The following is a 24,627-nucleotide window of genomic DNA, read 5'->3' on the forward strand; positions in this document are numbered from 1 at the left end:
CAAACCAGCGCAAAGCCTCGTAACTCCACCTGTCCGCGGCCCCGTTGTACGGGGGGTGGGCAGGTGCGCCACGTCGACAGGGATTAGGGGACCTGATCGTGATCCACAGCAAGGTGACCGTCGTGTTCTGCGGCGAGAGCCACTCCGTGTCACCCGACGCCGGCTTGACGATCGGCCGCTCCGGTGACGTCGAGATCGACGACAACCCCTACCTGCACCGCACCTTCCTGCGGGTCTCCCACGAGGCGGGCTTCTGGTGGCTCACCAACACAGGGTCGACCCTCACGGCCACGGTCGCCGACGAGCAGGGCCTCTTCCAGGCCTTCCTCAACCCTGGCGCCCGCATCCCGCTGGCCATGAAGAAGCTCCTCGTGTGGTTCACCGCAGGCCCGACCACCTACGACTTCGAGATCCACGTCGCGAGCCCCGCCTTCAAGACGGTGACCGCCGAGGGCCCCGCCGACCGCGGTTCCGATGACGACGAGGTGGGCGCCGCGACGGTCGGCCGCGTCTCGCTGACGCCGGACCAGAAGCTGCTCATCGTCGCGCTGTGCGAGCCGTTCCTCCGGAGGCGTGAAGCGGGTACGAGCCAGATACCCTCCTCTGCCGCCGCAGCCGAGCGCCTCGGCTGGACCCTCACGCGCTTCAACCGCAAGCTCGACAACGTCTGCCAGAAGCTCGCCGACGCCGGCACGCGCGGCCTGCACGGCGGCGTCGGCAAGCTCGCCACGAACCGCAAGGCCCGTCTCGTCGAGCACGCGCTCTCGACCAAGATCGTCACCGAGGACGACCTGGCCCTCCTCGACGCGCCCGGCACCACCACCTCAGCAGCAGAAGAACGAGCCGCCGACCAGCTGGTCCCGGCCGAACAGGGGAATGCATGAGCACCGCCGCCACGAAGCGACGGATCGGGGTCGCCTCCACCGTCGTCGTCGCGCTCGTCGCGAGCCTGCTCGTCTGGTTCGCCACCCGCAGCGACGGCGAGGTCGTGCGCAAGGCCGACCTCAACGACGGCGGCATCTGGGTCACCAACGCCGAGCAGGCCCGGTTCGGCCGCATGAACAAGCCCGCGGGCCAGCTCGACGCCGGCGTCCTCTCCGACGGCTCGAGCGGCTCGGGCCTCGACGTCTTCCAGGACGGCCCGGAGATCGTCGGCTACTCCCGGGCGAGCAACCAGATCGTCCCCATCAACCCGGCTGAGGGCACCCTCGCCTCCGAGCAGGCCATCGTGCTGCCCAAGCCGAGCACCGCCACCGGCAACCGGGTGTTCACCGCGCCGCTCGTGGACCTGCGAGGCCACACGATCGCGATGATCGACCCCGCCAAGGGCGAGGTCCGCGCCCAGCGGGTCGACGACCCCTCGGGTATCAGCGGACTCGACGGCCTGCAGACGCAGGCCAAGCCGCTGGCGAAGGTCGGCGGCAACGCCGCCGTCGCGGTCGGCGTCGACGGGTCCGTGTATGCGGTGTCGGGCGAGCTCGGGACGATCACCGTGCTGCGGCCGGAGGGCAACGCATACGCCAAGCCCGTGACGACGAAGCTCGGCTTCAGCTCCAAGTCAGCGCAGGTCACGGCCGTCGGCACGCACTGGGTCGTGTGGGACTCGGGCACCGGCAAGCTCTACTCCGACGCCCTCGAGAAGCCGCAGCAGCTCTCGGTCGGCAACGCCGAGCCGGGCAACCCCGCCTTCGCCGCCCTGCAGCAGCCCGGGCCCGACGCCTCGACGGTGCTCGTCCAGGACGAGACGCAGCTGACCCAGGTGCCACTGACGAGCGACAGCTCGAGCGTCGGCGGCGTCAAGCTCACGCAGGCCGCGCCCGGGCAGCGCCTCTTCCTCTCGGCGCCGGTGCGCCTCGCGAGCTGCGTCCACGCCGCCTGGGCCGGCGCCTCGCACGTCTACTACGGCCGCAACTGCGGCAGCCCCACCGACGCCGACACCGTCGACCTCGGGGCGATGAAGAAGGGCGTGCGCACCGACGGCGTGAAGCTGCGCGTCAATCGCGGCCTCATCGTGCTCAACGACCTCGACTCCGGCGACGTCTGGGACATCGACCGCAACAAGGTCAAGATCGACAACTGGAACTCGGTCATCCCGCCGCCGCAGAACGACAAGAAGAACAAGAAGAAGGACGACAACCTCGTCGACGACGAGGTGAGCCGCACCCCGCCGAAGGCGCAGAACGACAACGAGCAGGTCCGCCCGGGCCGCACCTCCACGCTCCACGTCCTAGACAACGACTCCGACTCGCAGGGCTCGATCCTGGCGATCTCACCGGGCGACGTCACCCAGCCCGATGCCCCGGGCATCTCGGCCACCGCCTCGGCCGACGGCCAGACCGTGCAGGTCAGCGTGCCCGAGGAGGCCACCGGCACGTTCTCCTTCGAGTACACCGTCAACAACGGCACCACCGCCAAGAACGGCCGCGCGAAGGCCAAGGTCACGGTCCGCATCGTCGGTCCGGAGGTCAACACCCCTCCGAAGCTGCGCGCCGGGCAGGCGAAGCTCGCCAAGGCGAAGTACCCCGTCGTCGCCGACGGCTCCGTCCGGGTCGGGGTCATCGCCGACTGGCGCGACGCCGAGAACGACCCCATCCAGGTCTCGGCCATGGACCCCGCCACCACGGGCGTCGACGGCTCCGGCGCCCTGACCATCAAGGCGAAGGGCGACAAGGGCGACCAGGTCGTCGACTACCAGGTCGACGACGGCCGTGGCGGCACCCAGCAGGCGTCCGTGACGCTCGACGTGCTGAGCGAGCAGGACAGCAAGGCCGTCCCGCCGAAGACCCAGCCCGACGTCGTGCGCGCGGTCGTCGGCAAGCCGGTCCAGCTCCAGCCGCTCGGCAACGACATCGCCGGGGCCGACCCGACGGACCCGCAGGCGCGGATGCGCCTCGCCCAGGCGGTCAAGGGACCGGGCCAGCTGACGCTCGACACCAACCTCGACACCGGGGTGCTCACCGTGACCGGCCAGACCCCGGGCACCTCGACCGTGACGTATGCCGCCCAGGTCGGCTCGGGCGTCAGCGTGGGCCGCATCCGCGTCGACATCCTGCCCAACCCGTCGGCAGACCTGCCCCCGGTCGCCAGCCCCGACTCGGCGGTGGTGCGTGGGCAGACCCCCGTCATCGCCGACGTGCTCTCCAACGACTACAGCCCGCGCAGCGACGTCCTCGTCGTCCAGCGCGTCGTGACCGGCGCCGCCTGGCTGCGGGTCTCCGTCGTCCAGGGTCGCTGGGTACGCGTGCAGGCCACCTCGCCCCTCGAGGGCGACACCCCCCGCAGGTCGACCGTCAGCTACACCATCAGCGACGGCACCAAGACCGCCGTCGGCCAGCTCTCCGTCGTGCAGAAGCCGGAGACCAAGGACGTCGTGCGGCCCACCGTCGTGGACGACGTGGCGACTGTCCGCATCGGCGACGCCGTCACCATCCCCGTGCTCGACAACGACTCGATGAGCGAGGGCATCCCGCTCAAGCTCGACCCGGCCAGCGTCAAGGTCGTCTCGGGCGGCGGCCAGGCCTTCGCCTCCGGAACGGTCGTGCGCTACGTCCCCGAGCAGGCCACGCTCAAGGGGCCCGCCTCCGCGATCCTCGAGTACGCCACGTATCCCGAGGGCCTGAGGGCGCGGTCGGTCACGGGCCGGGTGAACGTCACCATCAACCCGCTGCCCGACGCCGTGAAGTATCCCGACCAGCCGCCGGCGGCCCGTAGCTTCTCCGCGAGCGTCACGGCCGGCGACACCATCGCGATCACGGTGCCCACGAGCGGCGTCGACCCCGACGGCGACCTGACCTTCGTCAGCGGCATCGTCGGCGAGGACGGCAAGGCCGTCGACCTCAAGCTCGGGCGGGTGCTCGGCTTCGGGGCCGCGACCATCCGCTACGAGGCCTACCCGCGCAGCTCCGGCACCGAGGTCATCCGCTACCAGCTGCGCGACCGCTTCGGGCTGACGAGCGAGGGCTTCATCCGCGTCGGCGTCGTGCAGCCCGGTGACCCGCAGCCGCCCGTGGCCGTCGAGGACGACGTCGTGGCCGCCCCCGGTCGCACCGTCCGCGCCGACGTGCTGTCCAACGACCTCATCGCCGCCGGCGACTCCGTGTCGTTCGTCGACCTCACCACCCTCAACGACCCCGACGTGCTCAAGCAGTTCACGCGGCAGAAGGACGACACCTTCAAGGTGGTCGCGCCCGAGGACGGTCCGGCGAAGGTGCTGACCTACGGCATCACCGACGGCCTCTTCGAGCCGTCGAAGTCGACCCTGACGGTGCGTGGGCAGAAGAACTTCAACAACCCGCCGATCGCCGTCGACGACACCGGCATCGCCAAGCCGGGCGAGACCTCGATCGTCGTCGACGCGCTCGCCAACGACCGTGACATCGACGGCGACCAGGCGAGCCTGAAGATCACCAAGTTCGTCGGCGACGGCGTGACGCGGGAGGGGCGCAAGCTGCGCATCCAGCTGCGGCCGCAGGCACGCGTCGTGCCCTACGTCATCGAGGACGCCGACGGGGCCTCGGCGATGGCGCTGATCTACGTCCCGGCCGGCAGCAACGGCATCCCCTACGTCGTCGACGGCAAGACGATCAAGATGGGCGCCGACTCCACCGCCAAGGTCTCGCTCGGCGACTACGTGAGCGACCCCCGGGGCGGCAAGGTCACGCTCACCTCGCCCGACACCGTCTCGACCTCCCCGGAGGAGAACCTCCAGTCCCAGGCGACGTCGGGCATCGACATCACGCTCACGTCGACCAACGGCTACGTCGGCCCGGCCGCGCTGATGCTCGAGGTGACCAACTCCAAGGGAACGGCGGACAAGGGAGCGCAGAGCGCCTACGTCACGATCCCGGTCCAGATCGGTCCCGACGTGCCGGTCCTGCGCTGCCCGGACCACGAGGTCCAGCTCGTCGCCGACGGGCCGGCCCGCTCCTTCGACATCCCGCGCCTGTGCCACGCTTGGCTGCCGACCGGCATGGACACGAGCAACGCGCAGTACGAAGCGAGCTGGAGCCCCGCGATCGACCGCGTCGACCTGACGCAGACCGGGGCCGGTGGCCGCCAGGTCGTGCTCAAGGCCCAGGCGGGCGCCAAGGAGGGCTCGACGGGCGCCGTCACGGTCAAGGCCAAGGGCGGCGCCGAGACCTACAAGGTGCGGGTCCGCGTCGTCAGCGCCCCGCCGGCGGCGACCCTGCGGCCGGTCACCATCGAGGGCCTCATCGCCGGGACGAGCCGCACGGTCAACCTCGCCCAGTACCTCGACAGCCCGCTCAGCGCGCCGAAGTGCGTCATCGGCCAGTCCCAGGTCGCCGCCGGCACCGGGGTCACGGCCTCGGCCAGCGGGTGCCAGCTGACGGTCTCGGCCTCCGACAAGGCGCGTGGCGACGCGCGCATCCTCGTCTCCGTCACCGACGCGGCGGGCCGGCTCCCCGCACGCGGCGAGGTCGCCGTCAGCGTCCGGAGCAAGCCCGACGCGATGGCGGCCCCCACGGCCGTGGCCGACCGCATCCTCGGCAGCAGCGCCCGGGTCGACTTCCGTCCGCCCGGCTACGACGGCGGCCTGCCGATCGAGGGCTACGAGGTCACGGTCAACGGTCCGGGTGGCGGCACGAAGGAGTGCACCTCCTCGCCGTGCACGGTCACCGGCCTGACGAACGGCAAGGACTACTCGTTCACGGTCCGCAGCCGCAACCCCGTCGGCTGGTCCGACCCGAGCCCGGCCAGCAACACCGTGCGTCCCGACACCAAGCCCAAGGCGACGTCGATCACCGACGTCACCCCGGGCGACCGCAAGCTCACGGTCAACTGGGCTGCGCCCGCCAACGAGGGCAGCCCGGTGCTCGAGTACCGCGTGCAGTGGGTCGACATCGGTGGCAACGCCGGCAGCGGCAGCTCTGCTCCGGTCCGAGCCCCGGGGCTGACCAAGGTCATCAGCGGCCTGGTCAACAACGACGCGTACAACATCCGCGTCCAGGCGCGGAACGAAGCCGGCTGGGGTCCCTTCGGACCGGACGTCAAGGCCCAGTCCTTCGGCAAGCCCGCCGCGGTCCCGGCCCCCACCCTGAGCCCGCGCGAGCCGGTCCCCGGCGCGGCCAACGCCCAGGTGTCCATCTCGTGGCCGTCCACCGACCCCAACGGTCCGGCGATCACGAAGTACGACGTCTACCGCCGCACCGGCGGCGGGGCGTGGAACCACATCGCCACCCGCTCGGGCGGTGAGTCGCGGGTCGCCAGCGACACCATCCCCTACCAGGGCCAGACGGTGCAGTACGTCGTGACGGCCACCAACGGCGGCCCCTCGACGTCGGACAAGTCCAACTACAGCTCCTACGTCGCCGACGGCGTGCCCGAGACACCCTCGCTGAAGTCGGTGTCGACGCCGAGCAAGAACTACTCGGCCAACGCCTCCTTCGGCCTCGGTGACTCGCGCTCGCGCGGCTACCAGAAGGTCAACTGGCGCACCTCGGCCGGGCGCTCCGGCTCGTGGGGCTGCTCCGGCGGCTGCTCGGGTGGCACCGCGAGCAACCTCGGCACGAGCCAGCAGACGATGCAGGTCCAGGCCTGCAACGTGGCCGGTCGCTGCTCCCCGTGGTCCAACTCGGTCAGCTTCCACCCCTACGGCCCGACCAACGGGGTCCCGGGCCTGCGCGAGTCCCACGACAACAACAGCATCACCTTCACGTGGGGCACCGCGCCTAGCGAGGGCCGGCCGATCACCGGCTACGAGATCGACGGCGACCGCAACCAGACCGTCGGCGCGGGCACGCACTCGACCACCTTCGGCGGACTCGGCTACTCGCAGTCGAAGCGGATCCGGGTGCGGGCCATCGCCCAGGACTCGGGTCCCGGACCGTGGACCGGCTACGTCACCGGCACGACGAACGCTGCGCCCAAGCCCAAGGTGAACTGGCTGCGGCCCACGGGCCACACCGGCTACACCACCGGATGCAGCACCGGCGACTGCCAGTACCTGCAGTACGACCTGCAGGACTTCCAGGGCCACATCAGCTGCAGCTTCGCGAGCAGCAACGGCCCGTGGCCGTACAACAACGACGACGGCACGCACGGTTCTCACCAGCCCACCAACGGCACCAACACCTCGAGCAAGTACTTCGGCTTCGGCGGCGGTTGGGTTCGGATCACCTGCAGCGGCAGCAACGGCAGCGACTCCTTCACCCGCGACCCCTGGGGCGGCTGAGTGAGCCCGCCGACCCAGGGCCAGCCACGCGCCCGCCCTGACAGCAGCCACCCGGCATACGCAAGCCTTCGACATGACTACGACAGGAGCACGACACCCATGACGGCCACCCCCACCACCGGTCGCATCACGCAGGAGCAGGTCACGTGGTTCGCCCACACCTTCGACCAGCTCGTCGCCAACATCGAGAAGGCCGTCCTCGGCAAGCAGCACGTGACGCGCCTGGCGCTGACCTGCCTGCTCTCCGAGGGCCACATGCTCCTCGAGGACTTCCCCGGCACCGGCAAGACGCAGCTCGCCCGCGCCCTCTCCGCCACGGTCCAGGGCACGCACAGCCGCATCCAGTTCACGCCCGACCTGCTGCCGAGCGACGTCACCGGCGTGACGATCTACGAGCCGAGCAAGCAGGCGTTCGAGTTCCACCCGGGCCCGATCTTCGCGACCATCGTGCTCGCCGACGAGATCAACCGCGCCTCGCCGAAGACCCAGTCGGCGCTGCTCGAGGTCATGGAGGAGGGCCGGGTCACCATCGACGGCAAGCCGCACTCGGTCGGCCAGCCGTTCATGGTCATCGCGACGCAGAACCCCATCGAGCAGGCCGGCACCTACCGCCTGCCCGAGGCGCAGCTCGACCGCTTCCTGATGAAGTCGAGCGTCGGCTACCCCGACCACGAGGCGACCATCGCGGTGCTGGCCGACGCCAAGACGCGTGACCGCGCCAAGACCCTCAGCCCGCTCATCGCGAGCAACGTCATCGTCGAGATGAGCAAGCTCGCCGACGAGGTGCACGTCGACCCGGCGATCCTCGGCTACGTCAGCCGCATCGCCGAGGAGTCGCGCCGCCATCCCAGCCTCAAGCTCGGCCTGTCGGTCCGCGGCTGTCTCGCCTACGTCCGCTGCGCCAAGACGTGGGCCGCGAGCCAGGGCCGCACCTACGTCGTGCCCGACGACATCAAGATGCTCGCCGAGCCGGTCCTCAGCCACCGACTGCTGCTCGGTGCCGAGGCGCAGTTCGCCGGGACGACCGTCGAGCAGGTCATCGACCAGATCCTCGGCGACATCGCCCCGCCCGCCGAGCGCGCCTCGGCCTGACGCCCGTCACCGCTGCAGACCAGGGGAAGCGAATGACCCAGCAGGACCAGGAGGCCGCGCGCTCGCGTCGCGGCAGCCGCTTCCGTATGCCGTCACGCCGGCCCGCGCCGTCGGGCGCGGGTGCGCCCGGGGCGGGGTCACCCACCGGCACGCCGACCCGGGCGTCCGGGACGTCGGGGCCCCGCGCGCGGTCGGCTGCCGGGACGACCAGTCGCGGTATCCGCCAGATCACCCAGCCGCTGACCCGCTCGATCGGGCAGGTGGCCGGCCAGACCGAGGGCGTGTGGCGCCCGGTCGCACGGGTCGTGGGCTGGGTCTCGGGCCTGGGGTGGACGATCCTCGCGCTCGGGGTGGTCTGCTGGTTCGTCGGCGCCCGCTGGGGCTGGACCGAGCTGCTCATGATGGCCGCCGCCGCCCTGGTGCTCTTCGTCATCTGCCTGCTGCTCGCGCTGGGTCGCACCAAGGTGCGCATCGTCGCCGAGGTCGACCCGCGCCGCGTCACCGTCGGGGAGCCCGCGACGGGCCGCATCCTCGTCACCAACGAGGCCCGCACCCCGATGCTGCCGATCCTCGTCGAGCTGCCCGTGGGCCTCTCGGCAGCCCGATTCGTCCTGCCCGCCCTGACCCCGGGCAAGGCGCACGAGGAGCTCTTCGTCGTGCCGACCTCGCGGCGCGGGGTCATCCAGGTGGGCCCGGCCACGACCGTGCAGGGTGACCCGCTCGGCCTGATGCGGCGCACCCTGACCTGGACCGAGCGCACCGAGCTGTTCGTCCACCCCCGCACGGTGGCCCTCGAGTCGCTCGGCGCCGGCCTGCTGCGCGACCTCGAGGGCAGCACCACCGAGGACGTCTCGATGAGCGACCTCGCCTTCCACGCCCTGCGCGAGTACCAGCCGGGCGACGACCGCCGTTACATCCACTGGCGCAGCTCCGCCAAGGCCGGCAAGCTCCTCGTGCGCCAGTTCCTGGACACCCGGCGCTCGCACGTCACCGTCATCATCGACCCCGACCCCGAGCAGTACCGCTCGGGCCACGGCCGCACGGGCCGCACCGACCGCGACGACCGCCAGCTGGAGCGGGACGTCATGGCCGCCAACGCTCCGTCGGCCACCCAGGCCGACGTCGAGACCGCCATCTCGGTGGGCAGCTCCATCATGGTCCGCGTCATGCTCGACGAGCAGGACTGCACCATCGTCTGCGGCAGCCACAAGGTCACCAAGTCCGTGCCGCAGGTCGGCCTCGATGCCATGTCGCGCGTCGAGCCCGGACCGGCCGACCTGCTGCCCGCCTCGCTCGAGGCCGCCGAGCTCGCGCCCGACACGAGCACCTGCTTCCTCGTCACAGGGCCGCACCGCCCGTTCGTCGAGCTGCAGCGGGCCGCGGCGCAGTTCCCGCCCGAGGTGACCCGGGTCGTGGTCGTCGTCGACCCGCAGGCCGACCACGGCATCCGCCGGGGCGGCGGCCTGACCATCCTCACCCTCGCCCGCCTCGAGGACCTCCGCTCACTTCTCGTCTCAGGGGTGGCCCGATGAGCTCGATCCCCGCACCCCCTCCGTCCGCGCTCGTGACGCCGCCCTCGGCCGGCGCGCGCCTGCGCGGCCAGCTCGCGCGCCTGCGCCCGACGACGGCACACCTCGTCGACGCCGCCTTCTGCGCGGTCCTCGTGGGCCTGGCCCTCGTCGGCTTCCGCACCACCTTCTTCGGCCTCGGCTGGCTCTGGGTCGGACTCGCCGGGCTCGTGCTGGGCCTGCTCGTCTCGCACGTCACGGCGACCTACCGGGCACCCGGGATCGTCACGCTGGTGGCGGTCGCAGCGGCATACCTGCTCCTCGGCGGACCCATCGCGACGCGCGAGGACCTCATCGCCGGCTTCCTGCCCTCGGGCAGCACCTTCGGCTCGCTCGTGCACATGGCGGTGCCCGGCTGGAAGGAGCTGCTGACGGCCCTGCCGCCGGTCGACTCCGAGGGCCCGTACATGGCGCTGCCGTTCCTCTTCGGGCTGCTCGGCGCGGCCGCCGCCTACGGCGTGGCCCGTCGGTGGACCAGTGCGGTGGCCGCGCTCGTGGCGCCGGTGCTCCTGCTCGTCGCCTCCATCGTGCTCGGCACGCTGACCCCCGCCGCGGTGCTGCTGCAGGGAGCGCTCTTCGCCCTGGCGGCGATCGGCTGGACGGCGCTGCGCAGCAACCGCAACCGCCCGGCCCTGCAGAACGGCGCGGGCCGCACGACGCGGGCCGTCACGACGGCGGCACTGCTCGCGGCCGCGACCGTCGGCGGCTTCCTCCTAGGCCCGCTGCTGCCCGGCGCGGACGACGCCGACCGCACCGTCTTCCGTTCGGCGCTGGTGCCGCCCTACGACGTCACGCAGTACCCGTCCCCGCTCGCCGGCTTCCGGCAGTACACCGAGCCCAACGGCGCCCACCTCTTCGACAAGACGCTGCTCACCGTCAAGGGACTGCCGGCGGGCGTCCCGGTGCGCATCGCCGCCCTCGACTCCTACGACAGCTTCGTCTGGGGCGCCGGCAACGTCGCCAACAAGGGCACCGGCTCCGAGCCCGACGGCACCGGCTTCCGCAAGATCGGCAGCCACATCGCCGCCGACGGCCCCGGCGACCCGGTCACGGCCACGGTCAGCGTCCCCGCGAGCGGCTACAGCGACGTCTGGCTGCCCACCTTCGGCACCGTGACCGGGCTCGACTTCGGCGGGTCGCGCGCCTCGCAGCTCGCCGACGACCTGCGCTTCAACGTCGACACCAACACCGGCGTGCTCCCCGAGAAGCTCCAGGCCGGCGACACCTACACCGTCACTGCGCTGGCCCAGAAGGTCGACGGCGCCCTGCCCAAGGAGGTCGACGTCGCCGAGGGCAGCATCGTCGACGGGCAGAACCTCACCTTCGTCGACGACAAGATCACGCCGTGGACCGAGCGGGTCGACGGCTCCTGGCAGCAGGTCGTCGCCGTCGCCAAGGCCATGCAGGACGGCGCGTACACCGACGGTGGCGCCCCCGGGGACTACCAGAACATCTTCCTGCCGGGCCACAGCCTGCGCCGCATGACTCAGTTCATGAAGTCGCCCCAGCTCGCCGGGAACGACGAGCAGTACGCGTCCGCGCTGGCGCTCGCCGCCAACCGCCTCGGGGTGCCTGCCCGCGTCGTGCTCGGGGCCGAGCCCGAGGCCGACGGCGCGATCAAGGGCAAGGACGTCCACGCCTGGGTCGAGGTCGGCCGCGCCGACGGCTCGTGGCAGCCGATCTACTGGAAGCAGTTCCTGCCCGACCGCAACAAGAAGCCGCAGCAGCTGATCACCAAGTCCGAGGAGAAGAAGACCGGCGCCCAGGTGCCGCCGCCGGCGGCCAACAACCCGCCGAGCGTGCTGCAGGGCCCGGACCAGGCGCAGAACGCCACGCAGCTCAAGACGCCGTCGAAGGACGACAAGAACCCGCTCGACCCGTCGACGTGGCCGGACTGGCTGCGCTTCCTCCTCTTCTACGTGGTGCTGCCGCTGCTCGTGCTCCTCGCGGTCTACGGCGCGATCCGCCTCGCGAAGTGGCTGCGGCGGCGGCGCCGCCGCACGACCGGGGCCACCGCCGCCCGCGTGAGCGGCGGCTGGCGCGAGGTCGTCGACACCGCACGAGACCTCCGTATGCCGCTGCCCGCCAAGGGCACCCGCCTCGAGCAGGCGCGCGCCCTCGAGGAGCACGTCTTCGGCCCCCCGCCCGAGAAGCCGAGCCCAGTCGTCGATGGAGCAGTCATCGGGGCCCCGGTCCCCGTATCGGGCGCGTTCACCACGTCGAGTGGGCACTTCGGCGCGGACGTCGAAGAGCCCACGCATGCCGAGAAGGGTGCCGAAGTGCCCACTCGACCTGGGCCTGAGCTTGTGACTTCGGGACAGGGGACCGAAGTGCCCACTCGACCTGCGCTTGGTCTTGAACTCGTGCCACTCGCGAACCGCGCCAACGGGCACGTGTTCGACGTCGCCGAACCCTCGCCCGAAGAGGTCGAGGCGTTCTGGGCGGACGTCGAGACCGCGCGCCGGCGGCTGCGCAGCCAGCAGGGCTTCTGGCAGAAGCTGCGCGGCGACGTGTCCTTGGCGACCTTCCGCGACCGGCTCCCCACCGGAGCCGGCCTGGGGCCGGCCCGCACCCGCACCTCCCGCCGGCAGGGCAAGCCGGAGCAGCCGTCCCGCCGCTCGCGGCTGAAGACCACCGCACGCACGAGGAGTGACGCGTGAAGCTGAAGTTCGTCCTCCGGTCCGGGGACCGGGAGACCGACCTCGTCGCGACCACCGACTCGGCCACCACGGTCGGTGACCTCGCGGTGTACCTCGCCTCGGCCGACCCGCACCGGTCGAGCGCCCTCGGTACTGCCCAGGCGATGACGCTCGCCCTCGTGGACCAGGAGCTGCGCGCGCTCGACCCCCGCGCCACCGTCGCCGAGAGCGGCCTGCAGTCGGGCATGCGCGTGTCGGTCACGCGGGCCGGTGAGGGCTTCGTCGACCGGGGCCGCCCGGCGGCCGTCGCCTACATCCGCTCGGGGCCCGACGCGGGGCGCGAGGTCCCCCTGGCCCGCGGGACGGCATACGTCGGCCGTGGTCGCGGTTGCGAGGTGCAGCTCTCGGACGAGTCGGTCTCGCGCAAGCACGCCAAGCTCGTCATCCAGGAGGTCGTCGAGGTCGTCGACCTCGGCTCCGCCAACGGCATCACGGCCGGTGGTCAGCAGGTGACGCGTGCGCACCTCAAGAGCGGCGACGTCGTGAGACTCGGCGACACCGAGCTCGAGGTGCACCTGCAGGGCGACGGCGTCGTCAGCCGCCCGGGCAGCGGCGTCCTGTCCGGAGACGCCGGCACGGTGGCGTTCTCCCGGTCGCCGCGGGTGGCGCCGGTCTTCGAGGGTGAGGAGTTCCAGGTCCCCGACCTGCCCGAGCGGCAGAAGACCAACCCGATGCCGCTCGTGGCGATGATCGTGCCGCTGCTCATGGGCGCCGTCCTCTTCGCGGTCACCAAGAGCCCGTACTCCATCGTCTTCATGCTGATGATGCCGGTGATGATGGCCGGCACCTACTACGAGGCCCGCCGCCAGCAGAAGAAGGACTTCGCGCAGGCGATGGAGGAGTTCCGCGAGGACCTCGGCCTGCTCTCGCAGCGCATCCGCGGGTCGATCGAGGTCGAGGGCGACACCCGGCGCGCCGAGCACCCGTCCGGCGCGGAGTGCCTGGCCGCGGTGCGTGACCGCAGCGCCCTGCTGTGGACCCGTCGCAGCGACACCCCCGGCTTCGGCGAGCTGCGCCTCGGCGTCGGCACGCGCCCGTCCCGCTCGAGCATCAAGATGCCCGCCGTGGGCCGCTCGAAGGCCGAGGCCTGGTATGCCGTGTCCGAGGAGCTGGCCGGCCTCGAGGTCGTCCACGACGTCCCGGTCGTCTCCACCCCGCTGGTCGACGGCGCCGTCGGCGTCGCCGGCCCCCGCGCGAACGCGCTCGGTGCCGCCCGCTCGCTGCTCGTGCAGGCCGCCGCCCTGCACTCGCCGGCCGAGCTCGCGGTCTGCTCCTTCGCCTCGGGCAGCTCGGCCCGCGACTGGGACTTCCTCAAGTGGCTGCCGCACACCTCCTCGCCGCACAGCCCGATCGGGGTCGACCACCTCGCGGCCAGCGCCCCGGGGTGCTCCGCCCTCGCCGACGCGCTCGAGGACCTCGTGGCGGCCCCGGCCTCGTCCTCGGAGCCTGATACGGCCGCCGGCGCCCCGCGGCCGACCGTGCTCGTCCTCGTCGAGAGCGACGCCCCGATCGACCGCAGCCGGCTCGTGGCCATCGCCGAGCGGGGCCACGGCAAGGGGATCGTCGTGGTGTGGGTCGCCGAGACCCAGCAGCTGCTCCCGGCCGCCTGCCACACCTTCCTCGTCGTCGAGGGCGACGAGTCCTCCCGGGCCGGCTACGTCCGGGCCGGCGAGGAGGTGCAGCCGGTCGCCGTCGACCGGGTCGCCCACGACGAGGCGCTCGCCTGCGCACGCCAGCTCGCCCCGGTCGTCGACGCCGGAGTGCCCGTCGACGACGCGAGCGACCTGCCCCGGGCGGTGTCCCTGCTCACCCTGACCGGCACCGACCTCGCGAGCTCCGAGGAGGCTGTCATCGAGAAGTGGGGCGAGTCCCGCTCGATCCTCACCGGCCCATACGCGCCCGCTGTCCTGCCGCGCCGGCCGGGCAACCTGCGCGCCGTCGTCGGCCAGTCGAGCCAGGGCACCTACTCCGTCGACATCCGCTCTGACGGCCCGCACGCGCTCGTCGGCGGCACCACCGGCGCCGGCAAGTCCGAGCTGCTCCAGGCGTGGATCCTCGGCATGGCAGCGGCGCACTCCCCGCAGCGCGTCACCTTCCTGCTCGTCGACTACAAGGGCGGCTCTGCCTTCCGCGACTGCGTCAAGCTGCCGCACACGGTCGGCCTCGTCACCGACCTCTCACCGCACCTCGTGCGCCGCGCGCTCGCCTCGCTGGCCGCCGAGCTGCGCCACCGCGAGCACCTGCTGGCCCGCCACAAGGCGAAGGACCTCGTGGAGCTCGAGCGCCGCGGTGAGGTGGAGACCCCGCCCTCGCTCATCATCGTCGTCGACGAGTTCGCGGCGCTCGTGCAGGAGGTCCCCGAGTTCGTCGACGGTGTCGTCAACGTCGCCCAGCGCGGGCGTTCGCTCGGCCTGCACCTCATCCTCGCCACGCAGCGCCCCGCCGGTGTCATCAAGGACAACCTGCGCGCCAACACCAACCTGCGCATGGCCCTGCGGATGGCCGACGAGAACGACTCCGAGGACGTCCTCGGCTCCAAGGAGGCCGCCTACTTCGACCCCGCGCTGCCCGGTCGTGCCGTCTCCAAGACCGGGCCGGGCCGGCTCGTGCCCTTCCAGACTGGGTATGCCGGTGGGTGGACCTCCGACGTCCCGCCGCCACCGGACATGAAGGTCGAGACGCTGACCTTCGGCCGCGGGGTGGAGTGGGAGCCGCCGCAGTCCGACGTCGCGGACGACGTCGTGGACCTCGGCCCGACCGACATCCAGCGCCTGGTCGCGACGCTCGGACGCGCCGCCAAGGTCGCCCAGCTGCCCCGGCCGCGCAAGCCCTGGCTGCCCGACCTGCGTCCCGTCTACGACCTAGCGACCCTGCCGACCCAGCGCCGTGACGACGAGCTCGTCTTCGGTGTCGCCGACGACCCGGACAAGCAGGCCCAGCCCGAGATCGCCTTCCGGCCCGACAAGGAGGGCAACATCGCGATCTACGGCTCCTCCGGCTCGGGCAAGTCGGTCTTCCTGCGCTCGATGGCGGTGGCGGCCGGCTACACGGTGCGCGGTGGCCCCTGCCACGTCTACGGCCTCGACTTCGGCAACCGAGGGCTCGCCATGCTCGAGGCGCTGCCGCACGTCGGCTCCATCGTCCCGGGCGGCGACCACGAGCGCGTCACCCGGTTGCTGCGGATGCTGCGCGCCACGATCGACGAGCGGGCGACGCGCTACTCCGCGGTGAGTGCCGCGACGATCACCGACTACCGGCGCCTCGCCGGCCGTCCGGACGAGCCGCGCATCCTCGTGCTCATCGACAACATGACCGCCTTCCGCCAGGCCTACGAGGTCGGCGGCCGGTTCCAGTGGCTCGACCTGCTGGCCGGGCTCGCCGCCGACGGACGCCCCGTCGGCGTGCACTTCATCATCGCCTCCGACCAGCGCACCGGCCTGCCGACGAACCTCGCCGCGGCTGTGCAGGGCCGGATCATCCTGCGCATGAGCAGTGGCGACGACTACTCCGTCTTCGGGGTGCCCGGCGACGTCCTCAGCATGTCGTCACCGGCCGGGCGCGGCCTGATGGCCGGCTCGGAGGTGCAGGTGGCGGTCCTCGGCGGCTCGTCCGACGTCACGGTGCAGGCGGCCGCCATCGTGGCGTTCGCCGACGCCACCCTCAAGGCGGGAGTCAGCCAGGCACCGCCGATCGAGAGCCTGGCCGAGGTCATCCCGCTCGCCGAGCTGCCGTCGGAGTTCCACGGGCGCCCTGTGCTCGGGGTCGCCTCCTCGACCCTGGAGCCGCACGGCTTCGACCCCAAGGGGACGTTCGTCGTCACCGGGCCCTCCGGCTCGGGCCGCACGACCGCCGTCGCAGCCACCGCCGCAGGCCTGTTCCGGTTCAGCTCGGGCACCGCGCTCTACCTGATGACCCCGCGCCGCTCCTCAGAGCTGCTCGACCTCGGCATCTGGGCCGAGACCGCGGTCGGCGGCGAGGCGAGCACCAAGCTGGCCACGCGCCTCACCGCCGACATCGAGGAAGGCCGCACCAGCCGGCCCGTCGCGGTCTTCGTCGAGCGCGTCGACGACCTCGCTCCCGCGGGCGCCGAGAACGCCCTCACGGCCCTGGTCAAGGCGTGCGTCGACAACGACCAGCTCGTCGTCGCCGAGGGCGAGGCGGCCTTCTTCAGCAGCAACTTCGGCCTGCAGGCCCTGCTCAAGACCTCCCGCTCGGGCCTGGCACTGCACCCCGACGGCAACGAGGGGCTGTCGGTCTTCAAGGCCAACCTCCCCGCCCTCAACCGGGCAGAGCTGCCCCCGGGCCGCGGTTTCGTCGTCGAGAAGGGCCGGTTCGAGCTGCTCCAGGTGGCGCTGCCATGAGCTCGCGAACGCACCGAAACGCTTGTGCCACAGTCAAACTCACGAGGCCCAGCGGCATACGGCACGGTGGCTCGTCGACGTGGGGAGGTCATGGGGAGTGCTCCCCATCGACACTCCCCGAGGCAGCACATACCTTTCTGTCTGTCGACGAAAGCCGCACACGGGACCAACCGCCCGGCTGACGTCGAGGAGTGACATGAGCGGGCCTGAACTGGTGGTCCGGAGAAGAGAGCTTCCCGAATCCGTCGGGGGAACACAGGCAAAGGAGAAGGACATGGCTTGGCTCGGAATGAACGACGATGAGGTCAACGCCCAGGGCAACGTCCTGCAGCAGCAGGCGGAGGCCATCCAGAAGCTCATCGGCAAGGTCGACGCGGAGGTCGAGTCCCTCAAGCAGAACTGGCAGGGCGACGACTCCAAGCAGTTCGAGCAGGAGTGGACGGGCACGCACCGCCCCGAGCTGCAGAAGGCGCACAAGCTGCTCACCGACATGAAGACGACGATCGACCGCGAGGTCTCGCAGCAGCGCAGCACGTCCTCGCAGTACTGACGCACTGCGTCCCGCACCGACCAACCGTCCACTCACGCAGACTTTCGAAGGGGAACTGACATGGCTGTTTACAAGAAGGGCATGAACGCGGACGCGGTGTCCGCGTCCGGTGACAAGCTCGTCGGCTACAAGGGCGAGCTCGACGGCATCGTCGAGGCCGTCAACAGCGCCGTCTCGACGATCAAGGGCAACTGGGGCGGCACCGATGCCGAGCAGTTCCAGAGCGACTGGAACGGCCAGCGCCAGGTCGTCACGGCCGCCGGCGACAAGCTCGACGCGATGGGCAAGAAGTGCAAGACCAACGCCGAGGCGCAGAAGCAGACGTCGTCGCGCTGAGCCGATGACCGCCTGAGCCATGGCTCGGTGGCACCGCCGGAGGGTGGCCGCTCCTACAGGGGAGAGCGGCCACCCTTCTGCGTGTCCGGGTTCATCATGGCTCGCACAGTTCGTGTTCCGCTGCAGGAATGTGCGTCGTCTCACCCCCGGCCACGACGAATTGGCGTTCGCGCGGCCACCCCGTAGATTCTTCGTAGAGCAAGCGTATGCACGGAAGTATCTTCGGACAGGAGGCCCTCATGAGCCTGTTTCCTCTCGTCTCCGTCGTGGCCGACCGCCCCGACCTCGCCACCCCGCTGACCGCGGCGCTGAGCCGGCGTGGCTGCGTCCCGACGCCCGCTGCGGCCGCCGACGTCCTCGTGGTCGACGGCGCGCAGGCCGGCGACGACCAGGTGCGGGCCGCGCTGGCCGCCGGCCGCGGGGTCGTCGTCCTCGGCGCCCCCGCCGCGCCACTGCCCGGACTGAGCGCGCGTCACGAGGAGGCCCGTGAGGGTGCGGCCGCGAGCCTGACGCCTGCCGTGAAGGTCGAGCGCGACACCGAGGTCGTCGAGGACCTGCTCGCGCGGGTCGACCTGAGCCTGCTGGCTCCGGCCGGTGCCCTGACCGTCGAGGCCCCCGCCCGTCCCGTCGTCGCCGCGGGCGGTGCTCCGGTCGCTGCCACGACCACGACCACGACCACGTCCACGACCGAGCACGGCCGCGTCGTCGTCCTGGCCGTCGAGCCGGCCTCGGCCGCCGGCGAGCAGTCCTTCGCCGAGCTCGTGCACAACGCCGTCTCGTTCGTCGCCCCGCGCCCGGTGCGGCACGCCGAGACCTCCGCCCACCCGCTCGTCGCCTCCGACGCGTGGGCCGGGCTCAAGGCCGCCGTCACCGATCTGCGCGCGCTGCAGGCCAAGGACGGCTCCGTTCCCCAAGAGTCCGACCACGCGGCAGCCGCCGCCCACGTCGGCCGCGTCGTCGCCGGCATCGAGGCGCTCGCGCCGTCCCTGCCCCACGACGCCGACTACCTCGAGGCGCTCGTCAAGGACTTCGGCCGCTGGGCCGACAACGGTTTCGGCGTGCCCGACTTCTACGACTCGCTCGTCGCCTTCGCGCCGGCGCAGCACCGCGCCGACGGCCTGGTGCACCTCGTCGTCTTCCCGATGTACACGCAGAACGGCAACCCCGCCCGCCAGGTAGAGGCCGTCCTGCTCGAGGTCATCTGGCCCGACTTCGTCGCCGAGCTCGAGGCCGGCGACTACTCCAACAAGCTCTTCCTGCCGATCCGCTTCCTCGACTTCACCGCCGGTTACGACACCAACTCGGCCGTGCTCTTCCCCGAGACCGTCGCGATGCGCGAGATCCCGATTTTCACGTGGGGTGGCATCTTCGCCGACCGCGAGGCCGCCCGCTTCCGCCGGGTCATCTCCGAGGCGGCCTCGGTGACGCGGCTCTCGCTGCCGCCGGACGCTGCACGCCTGATCGCCGACCAGCAGCTGGCCGAGCGCGCCTTCGTCATGTGGGACCTGATCCACGACCGCACCCACATGCACGGCGACCTGCCGTTCGACCCATTCATGATCAAGCAGCGGATGCCGTACTTCCTCTACTCCCTCGAGGAGCTGCGCTGCGACCTCACGGCCTTCCGCGAGGCGGTCAAGCTCGAGGGTGAGGGCCACCCGTACGCGCGGTTCGTGCAGTATGCCGTCCTCTTCGACCGCATCTTCCGCTTCGCCATCACCGGCGACCGCAACCGTAACTACGACGGCCTCGGCGGCCAGCTGCTCTTCGCGTGGCTGCACCAGAAGGGCGTGCTGCACTGGACCGACAACCGGCTCACCATCGAGTGGGACCGCGTCGCCGAGCCGGTGCTCGAGCTCGGCCGCGCCGTCGAGGACCTCTACTGGCGCTCGATCGACCGGCCGAAGGTCGCGCACTGGCTGGCCGCGTACGACCTCGTCGCCTCGGTGCTGACGCCGCACCCGATGTCGGCGTGGGCCCGCCACCGCGACGGTGACCTCGCCGCGCTGCCGCTCGACGGGCCGCCCAAGGGCCTGACCGACGCGGTGCTGAACGACGAGTTCCCGCTCTCGATGTTCTACGAAGCCCTGTCCAAGAAGATGAAGGACGTCATCGAGTCGACGGCCGGCATCACCGGCGCCAGCGCGTGAGCGCGGGCGCCGGCGACCGGGCGCGCGTTGTCGTCGTCACGGGAGCCACCGGGGCGACGGGACGTGCCACGAGCGCGGCGCTGCTGGCCCGCGGCGAGACGATCGTCGCGGTCGGCCGCGACGAGGCCACCCTCGCCGGGCTGCGCGACGAGCTCGCCGGTGCGGGTGACGGGGTGCTGGAGACCCGGGTGTGCGACCTGCTCGACGCCGAGGCCGTACGCGTCCTGGCGCAGGACGTCGTGTCCGCGCACGGCGGCGTCGACGCCCTCTTCCACCTCGTCGGTGGCTGGCGCGGTGGCAAGGCCTTCACCGAGTCGACGGACGACGACTGGCGCTGGCTCTCCGGCAACCTCGTCGACACGCTGCGCCACACGACCCTCGCCCTGCACGACCACCTGCTCGCCTCCGGGCGCGGCCGTGTGGCGATCATCGGCGCGGCCGGTGCCTCGGCCCCGACAGCCGGCAACGCGGCATACGCCAGCGCGAAGGCCGCGGCGCAGACGTGGGTCGGGGCGCTCGCCGACTCCTTCGGCGCGGCGGAAGCCACCCCGGGGTCGGCTGCCGCGGTCGGTGTGGTGAAGTGGATCGGGTCCGGACGCACGGCCACGAGCCCCGCCCGGATCGCCGACTGGCTCGTCGGGCTGCTCGACGCCGACGCCGCGGCCCTCAACGGCACGAGCGTCCCGCTGTGGGACGCCCCGGCCGCTGAGAAGCTCGACCCCGCCTGACCCTGCCGGGCCCCGCGCTCGGTGCCGACCAGTGCCGACCACCGACCCCGAGTGAGGACCCCGTGACGACCCTGCACGACCGCGACCGGCGCGGCTTCGCGTCCGACAACTACGCCGGCCTGCACCCCGAGGTGCTCGCCGCCCTCGCCGACGCCAACGGCGGGCACGAGATCGCCTACGGCGAGGACGCGTACACCGCGCGGCTGCAGGAGGTCGTGGCCGGTCACGTCGGCGAGGGCGCGGTCACCTGGCCGGTCTTCAACGGCACCGGCGCCAACGTCGTCGCGCTGCAGGCGCTGCTGCCGCGCTGGGGTGCCGTCGTGTGCGCCGACACGGCCCACATCAACACCGACGAGGGCGGCGCCCCGGAGCGGATGGGCAGCATCAAGCTGCTCACCGTCCCAACGCCTGACGGCAAGCTGACCCCCGAGCTCGTCGACCGGCAGGCCTGGGGCTTCGGCGACGAGCACCGCGCCCAGCCCCTCGTCGTCTCGATCACGCAGACGACCGAGCTCGGCACCTGCTACACGCCGGACGAGGTCAAGGCGATCGCCGACCACGCCCACTCACTCGGCATGCGGGTCCACCTCGACGGCGCCCGCATCTCGAACGCCGCGGCCACCCTCGGCACGGACATCTCCGCCTTCACGAGCGAGGCCGGCGTGGACGTCGTCAGCCTCGGTGGCACGAAGAACGGCGCGCTCGCGGCCGAGGCCGTCGTCGTCGTGAACCCGGAGCTGGCTGCCGACCCGGGCCTCGGGATCGTTCATGTGCGCAAGCTCTCGATGCAGCTCGCCTCGAAGATGCGGTTCGTCTCGGCGCAGCTCATCGCGCTCTACGAGGGCGACCTGTGGCTGCGCTCCGCCTCGCACGCCAACGCCATGGCCTCTCGGCTGGCGGCGGGCGTCGGGTCGCTCGACGGCGTGACGATCCAGCGCCCGGTGCAGGCCAACGCGGTCTTCGCCGTGCTCGACCGTGACGTCGCGAACGCGCTGCGCGAGAAGTTCCGCTTCTACGACTGGGACCCGGCCACCGGCGAGGTGCGCTGGATGTGCTCGTGGGACACCCAGGAGTCCGACGTCGACGCCTTCGTCGCGGAGCTGACCCGCCTGCTCGGCTCGTGAGCGAGCATTCCTGACGCCGGTACGTCGAAGAAAGTTGCCGAGGGGTCGCGAAGTCTGCAGGAACGTGCAGCGGCCGCCAACTCAGCGCGCGCGCTGCGGTCTTCGCCGCGATGGTCATCTCGTCCGCACCACGAGATGAACGGAGCACAGCATGTTCAGCAAGAGGATCACCGCGGCGGCGCTCGCCGTGGGAGCAGGCGTCGTCATGGCCGCAGCCACCCCGGCATCGGCTGCGACCAACTACGTGGCAGGTCCGTACTCGAGCCTCACGAAGTGCAACAGCGTCCGGACGACGTACGTCAAGGACGGTGGCTTCAGCTACGTCGGCTCGTGCTACAAGCAGACGAACAACTACTACTACTTCCAGTACCGCTGATCCACCCCGTCCGACCGGAGCGGTCCGCAGTCACCGGGCAGCAATACTGCGGTTGGCGGACCGAAGTGTCTGCCCTGCCCCCGAGGACCTCGTGTCCTCGGGGGCAGCCGCATCTGGGAGGCTGCACCTCATGGAATCGGGACCCGGAGGAGCCGACCGCGACATCCCCGGCGGCTACGGGTCGGTGCGGGCGGCGTACGACACGGTCGCGGCCGACTACGCGGCGTACTTCCCCGACACGAGGGCCGAGACGCCCCTCGAGCTGGCGATGGTCGACGCCTTCGTCGCGGCCGTCGGACGGGACGCGGAGGTGCTCGACGCGGGCTGCGGCGCCGGGCGGATGAGCCGCTACCTCGCCGACCGCGGGGTGCGTCCCCGAGGGGTGGACCTCTCGCCCGGCATGGTGGCCATGGCGAGACGAGACCAGCCCGACCTCGCCTTCGGCGTCGCCTCGCTCGACGCGCTCCCCTTCCCGGACGCGTCCGTCGACGGCGTGCTCCTCTGGTACTCCGTCATCCACACGCCGCCGTCAGGGCTCGCTCGCGTGCTCGGCGAGGCCGTACGCGTGACCCGGCCGGGCGGGCACCTGCTCGTCGCCTCGCAGGCGGGACACGGCATACGCGACGTGGCACCCAGCTACCGACGCTTCGGCCACGACATCACGCTCGAGCGCCACCTCTACACGGCCGAGCACCTCGCCGAGGCCCTGGCCGCCGCCGGAGCCGGCGAGGTGGCGCGGCTGGTGCGCCGCCCCACCGGCAACGAGCGCGACGACCAGGCCGTCGTGCTCGCCGTCCGCGACTGAGACGGGAGCGGGTCTGGCAGGAGGGGCTCAGGCGGGGGCGCTCGTGTAGCGCAGGTAGGGCTTGACCTCCTCGACCGCGTCGTCGCCGAAGCGCTCGCGAGCGTCCTCGGTCGACACGGTCGGCGCGACGATGACCTTCTGGCCCTCGCGCCAGTCCGCGGGCGTCGAGAAGGGCCCGCGGTCGGTGAGCTGGAGCGCGTCGACGGCGCGCAGGATCTCGTCGAAGTTGCGCCCGACGCTCTTGGGATAGGTCAGCGACAGCCGGACCTTGTTGGCCGGGTCGACGACGAAGACCGAACGCACGCCGGAGGTGTCGCCCTGGCCCGGGTGGATCATGTCGTAGAGCTCGGACACCGCGCGGGAGTCGTCGGCGATGAGCGGGTAGGCCACGGTGGCGCCGCTCACCTCCTCGATGTCGCCCTTCCACGCCTCGTGCTGCTCGAGCGGGTCGACCGAGACGGCGAGCACCTTGACGTCGCGCCGGGCCCACTCGTCGGCCAGCGCCGCGACCCGGCCGAGCTCGGTCGTGCACACCGGCGTGAAGTCGGCCGGGTGGCTGAAGAGGACGGCCCAGCTGCCGTCCTTCCACTCGTGGAACCGGATCGGGCCCTCGGTCGTGGTGGCCTCGAAGTCGGGGGCGATCTCGCCCAGTCGCGGTGTCGTCATCGGCTCGTCCTCTGCGTTCGGTCAGATGGGTGGGGGGCGGCGCGGCGCCCCGAACGCGATCATTGTGGCCACCTGACATGGCATCGCGTTATGGGTGTCCAAATGTCGTGATGCTCGACGGGATGCGCTCCACGTGGCCGGGAAGGGTACGTTCCCAGAAGATGCACAGGCCCGGCTCGGACACTGGAGACAGACCGACGACAACGCCGCCGACCTGCCGCCGACCCGAGGAGTCCCGTCGTGAGCGCCCTGCTCCAGAACATCACCCACGAGGTTCTCAGCGCCCCGACCTGGCTCGTGCTGCTCGTCGTCGGCACGATCGTCTTCGTCGAGGACGCGATCTTCGTCGGCTTCATCGTGCCGGGGGAGACCGTGGCCCTCCTCGGCGGTGTGGCCGCCTCGCTCGGGCACGTGCCGCTCGCCGCCGTGCTCATCGTGGTGATCGCGGCTGCGATCCTCGGCGACAGCGTCGGCTTCGAGGTCGGCCGCCACCTCGGCGGCCGCGTGGTGCGGCTGCGGGCCTTCGACAAGCACCGCGACCGCATCGACTCGGCGCAGGACTTCCTCGGCCGGCGCGGCGGGGCGGCCGTCTTCCTCGGCCGCTGGACCGCGTTCCTCCGCGCCGTCATCCCGGCGCTCGCCGGCATGTCGAAGATGCACTACCCGACCTTCCTGCGGTGGAACGCCGCCGGTGGCATCGCCTGGGGTGCCGTCGTCGTGACGGCCGGCTACCTCGCCGGTCAGTCCTACGCGAAGGTCGAGTCGTGGCTCGGGCGCGGCGCTGCAGTCGTCGTCGGGGTCATCGCGGTCGTCGCCCTGGTCGTGTGGCAGGTGCGCCGCCACCGCGCGGAGTCGGGCGAGCAGTCCCCGGCCCGCGAGTCGGCCGAGAGCTCGCAGGCCCGCTGACGACCCCCGGATATGCGGGAGGCCACCTCCGCGGTGGAGGCGGCCTCACGCATACCGAAACGGCGTCCGGGCGT

General features: G+C 71.7%; 15 protein-coding genes. 14 read left to right on the forward strand and 1 reads right to left on the reverse strand.

The window, feature by feature from the left end; genetic code table 11:
* The first annotated feature begins 113 nt into the window (after positions 1 to 113).
* The 13 genes from AB0316_RS01930 to AB0316_RS01990 all read left to right on the forward strand — a co-directional run bounded on the left by AB0316_RS01930 (position 114) and on the right by AB0316_RS01990 (position 22,981).
* Complete coding sequence (locus AB0316_RS01930; RefSeq protein ID WP_366271277.1) at positions 114 to 884, forward strand: hypothetical protein; 771 nt, start codon at positions 114 to 116, stop codon at positions 882 to 884.
* Complete coding sequence (locus tag AB0316_RS01935) at positions 881 to 7,192, forward strand: Ig-like domain-containing protein (RefSeq protein WP_366269989.1); 6,312 nt, start codon at positions 881 to 883, stop codon at positions 7,190 to 7,192. The genes AB0316_RS01930 and AB0316_RS01935 overlap by 4 nt, the downstream gene beginning before the upstream one ends.
* Positions 7,193 to 7,291: 99 nt before the next feature.
* On the forward strand, positions 7,292 to 8,284 hold the full coding sequence (locus tag AB0316_RS01940) for a MoxR family ATPase (RefSeq protein ID WP_366269991.1): 993 nt from the start codon (positions 7,292 to 7,294) through the stop codon (positions 8,282 to 8,284).
* 32 nt (positions 8,285 to 8,316) lie between these two features.
* Positions 8,317 to 9,816, forward strand: coding sequence for a DUF58 domain-containing protein (locus AB0316_RS01945; protein WP_366269993.1), 1,500 nt, complete (start codon positions 8,317 to 8,319; stop codon positions 9,814 to 9,816).
* Positions 9,813 to 12,512: a transglutaminase-like domain-containing protein gene (locus AB0316_RS01950; RefSeq protein WP_366269995.1), complete on the forward strand. Its 2,700-nt coding sequence runs from the start codon at positions 9,813 to 9,815 to the stop codon at positions 12,510 to 12,512. The genes AB0316_RS01945 and AB0316_RS01950 overlap by 4 nt, the downstream gene beginning before the upstream one ends.
* On the forward strand, positions 12,509 to 16,912 hold the full coding sequence (locus tag AB0316_RS01955; protein WP_366269997.1) for an FtsK/SpoIIIE domain-containing protein: 4,404 nt from the start codon (positions 12,509 to 12,511) through the stop codon (positions 16,910 to 16,912). Before AB0316_RS01950 ends, AB0316_RS01955 begins: the two co-directional genes overlap by 4 nt.
* Positions 16,913 to 17,186: 274 nt before the next feature.
* Positions 17,187 to 17,462, forward strand: a complete 276-nt coding sequence (locus AB0316_RS01960; protein WP_366269999.1) for a WXG100 family type VII secretion target — start codon at positions 17,187 to 17,189, stop codon at positions 17,460 to 17,462.
* A gap of 60 nt (positions 17,463 to 17,522) precedes the next feature.
* Positions 17,523 to 17,798, forward strand: a complete 276-nt coding sequence (locus AB0316_RS01965) for a WXG100 family type VII secretion target (protein WP_366270001.1) — start codon at positions 17,523 to 17,525, stop codon at positions 17,796 to 17,798.
* A gap of 797 nt (positions 17,799 to 18,595) precedes the next feature.
* On the forward strand, positions 18,596 to 19,948 hold the full coding sequence (locus AB0316_RS01970) for a DUF6421 family protein (RefSeq protein ID WP_366271279.1): 1,353 nt from the start codon (positions 18,596 to 18,598) through the stop codon (positions 19,946 to 19,948).
* Entirely contained in the window at positions 19,945 to 20,676 is a 732-nt protein-coding gene (locus AB0316_RS01975) for an SDR family NAD(P)-dependent oxidoreductase (protein WP_366270003.1), read from the forward strand. Before AB0316_RS01970 ends, AB0316_RS01975 begins: the two co-directional genes overlap by 4 nt.
* Positions 20,677 to 20,738: 62 nt before the next feature.
* Complete coding sequence (locus tag AB0316_RS01980) at positions 20,739 to 21,800, forward strand: low specificity L-threonine aldolase (protein WP_366270004.1); 1,062 nt, start codon at positions 20,739 to 20,741, stop codon at positions 21,798 to 21,800.
* 151 nt (positions 21,801 to 21,951) lie between these two features.
* Complete coding sequence (locus AB0316_RS01985; RefSeq protein ID WP_366270005.1) at positions 21,952 to 22,176, forward strand: hypothetical protein; 225 nt, start codon at positions 21,952 to 21,954, stop codon at positions 22,174 to 22,176.
* A gap of 130 nt (positions 22,177 to 22,306) precedes the next feature.
* Positions 22,307 to 22,981 carry a class I SAM-dependent methyltransferase gene (locus AB0316_RS01990; protein ID WP_366270007.1) on the forward strand — a complete coding sequence of 225 codons (675 nt, stop codon included), beginning with the start codon at positions 22,307 to 22,309 and terminating at the stop codon, positions 22,979 to 22,981.
* A gap of 27 nt (positions 22,982 to 23,008) precedes the next feature.
* Here the strand turns inward: AB0316_RS01990 and AB0316_RS01995 are convergent, their stop codons facing one another.
* Complete coding sequence (locus AB0316_RS01995) at positions 23,009 to 23,647, reverse strand: peroxiredoxin (protein WP_366270008.1); 639 nt, start codon at positions 23,645 to 23,647, stop codon at positions 23,009 to 23,011.
* Between the two features lie 240 nt (positions 23,648 to 23,887).
* On the opposite strand from AB0316_RS01995, the gene AB0316_RS02000 reads away from it, so the two are divergent.
* Positions 23,888 to 24,553 (forward strand): DedA family protein, encoded by a 666-nt coding sequence (locus tag AB0316_RS02000; protein WP_366270010.1) that lies wholly within the window; start codon positions 23,888 to 23,890, stop codon positions 24,551 to 24,553.
* The last annotated feature ends 74 nt before the right edge of the window (positions 24,554 to 24,627 follow it).

Source organism: Terrabacter sp. NPDC080008 (assembly GCF_040702505.1).
Taxonomy (GTDB): Bacteria; Actinomycetota; Actinomycetes; order Actinomycetales; family Dermatophilaceae; genus Terrabacter.

What these genes read in the sequence shown, in the direction of transcription:
- AB0316_RS01990 (WP_366270007.1), top strand. Translation starts at nt 22,307, where the DNA reads ATGGAATCGGGACCCGGAGGAGCCGACCGCGACATCCCCGGCGGCTAC.
- AB0316_RS01985 (WP_366270005.1), top strand. Translation starts at nt 21,952, where the DNA reads ATGTTCAGCAAGAGGATCACCGCGGCGGCGCTCGCCGTGGGAGCAGGC.
- AB0316_RS01965 (WP_366270001.1), top strand. Translation starts at nt 17,523, where the DNA reads ATGGCTGTTTACAAGAAGGGCATGAACGCGGACGCGGTGTCCGCGTCC.
- AB0316_RS01945 (WP_366269993.1), top strand. Translation starts at nt 8,317, where the DNA reads ATGACCCAGCAGGACCAGGAGGCCGCGCGCTCGCGTCGCGGCAGCCGC.
- AB0316_RS01960 (WP_366269999.1), top strand. Translation starts at nt 17,187, where the DNA reads ATGGCTTGGCTCGGAATGAACGACGATGAGGTCAACGCCCAGGGCAAC.
- AB0316_RS01995 (WP_366270008.1), bottom strand. Translation starts at nt 23,647, where the DNA reads ATGACGACACCGCGACTGGGCGAGATCGCCCCCGACTTCGAGGCCACC.
- AB0316_RS01950 (WP_366269995.1), top strand. Translation starts at nt 9,813, where the DNA reads ATGAGCTCGATCCCCGCACCCCCTCCGTCCGCGCTCGTGACGCCGCCC.
- AB0316_RS01940 (WP_366269991.1), top strand. Translation starts at nt 7,292, where the DNA reads ATGACGGCCACCCCCACCACCGGTCGCATCACGCAGGAGCAGGTCACG.
- AB0316_RS01935 (WP_366269989.1), top strand. Translation starts at nt 881, where the DNA reads ATGAGCACCGCCGCCACGAAGCGACGGATCGGGGTCGCCTCCACCGTC.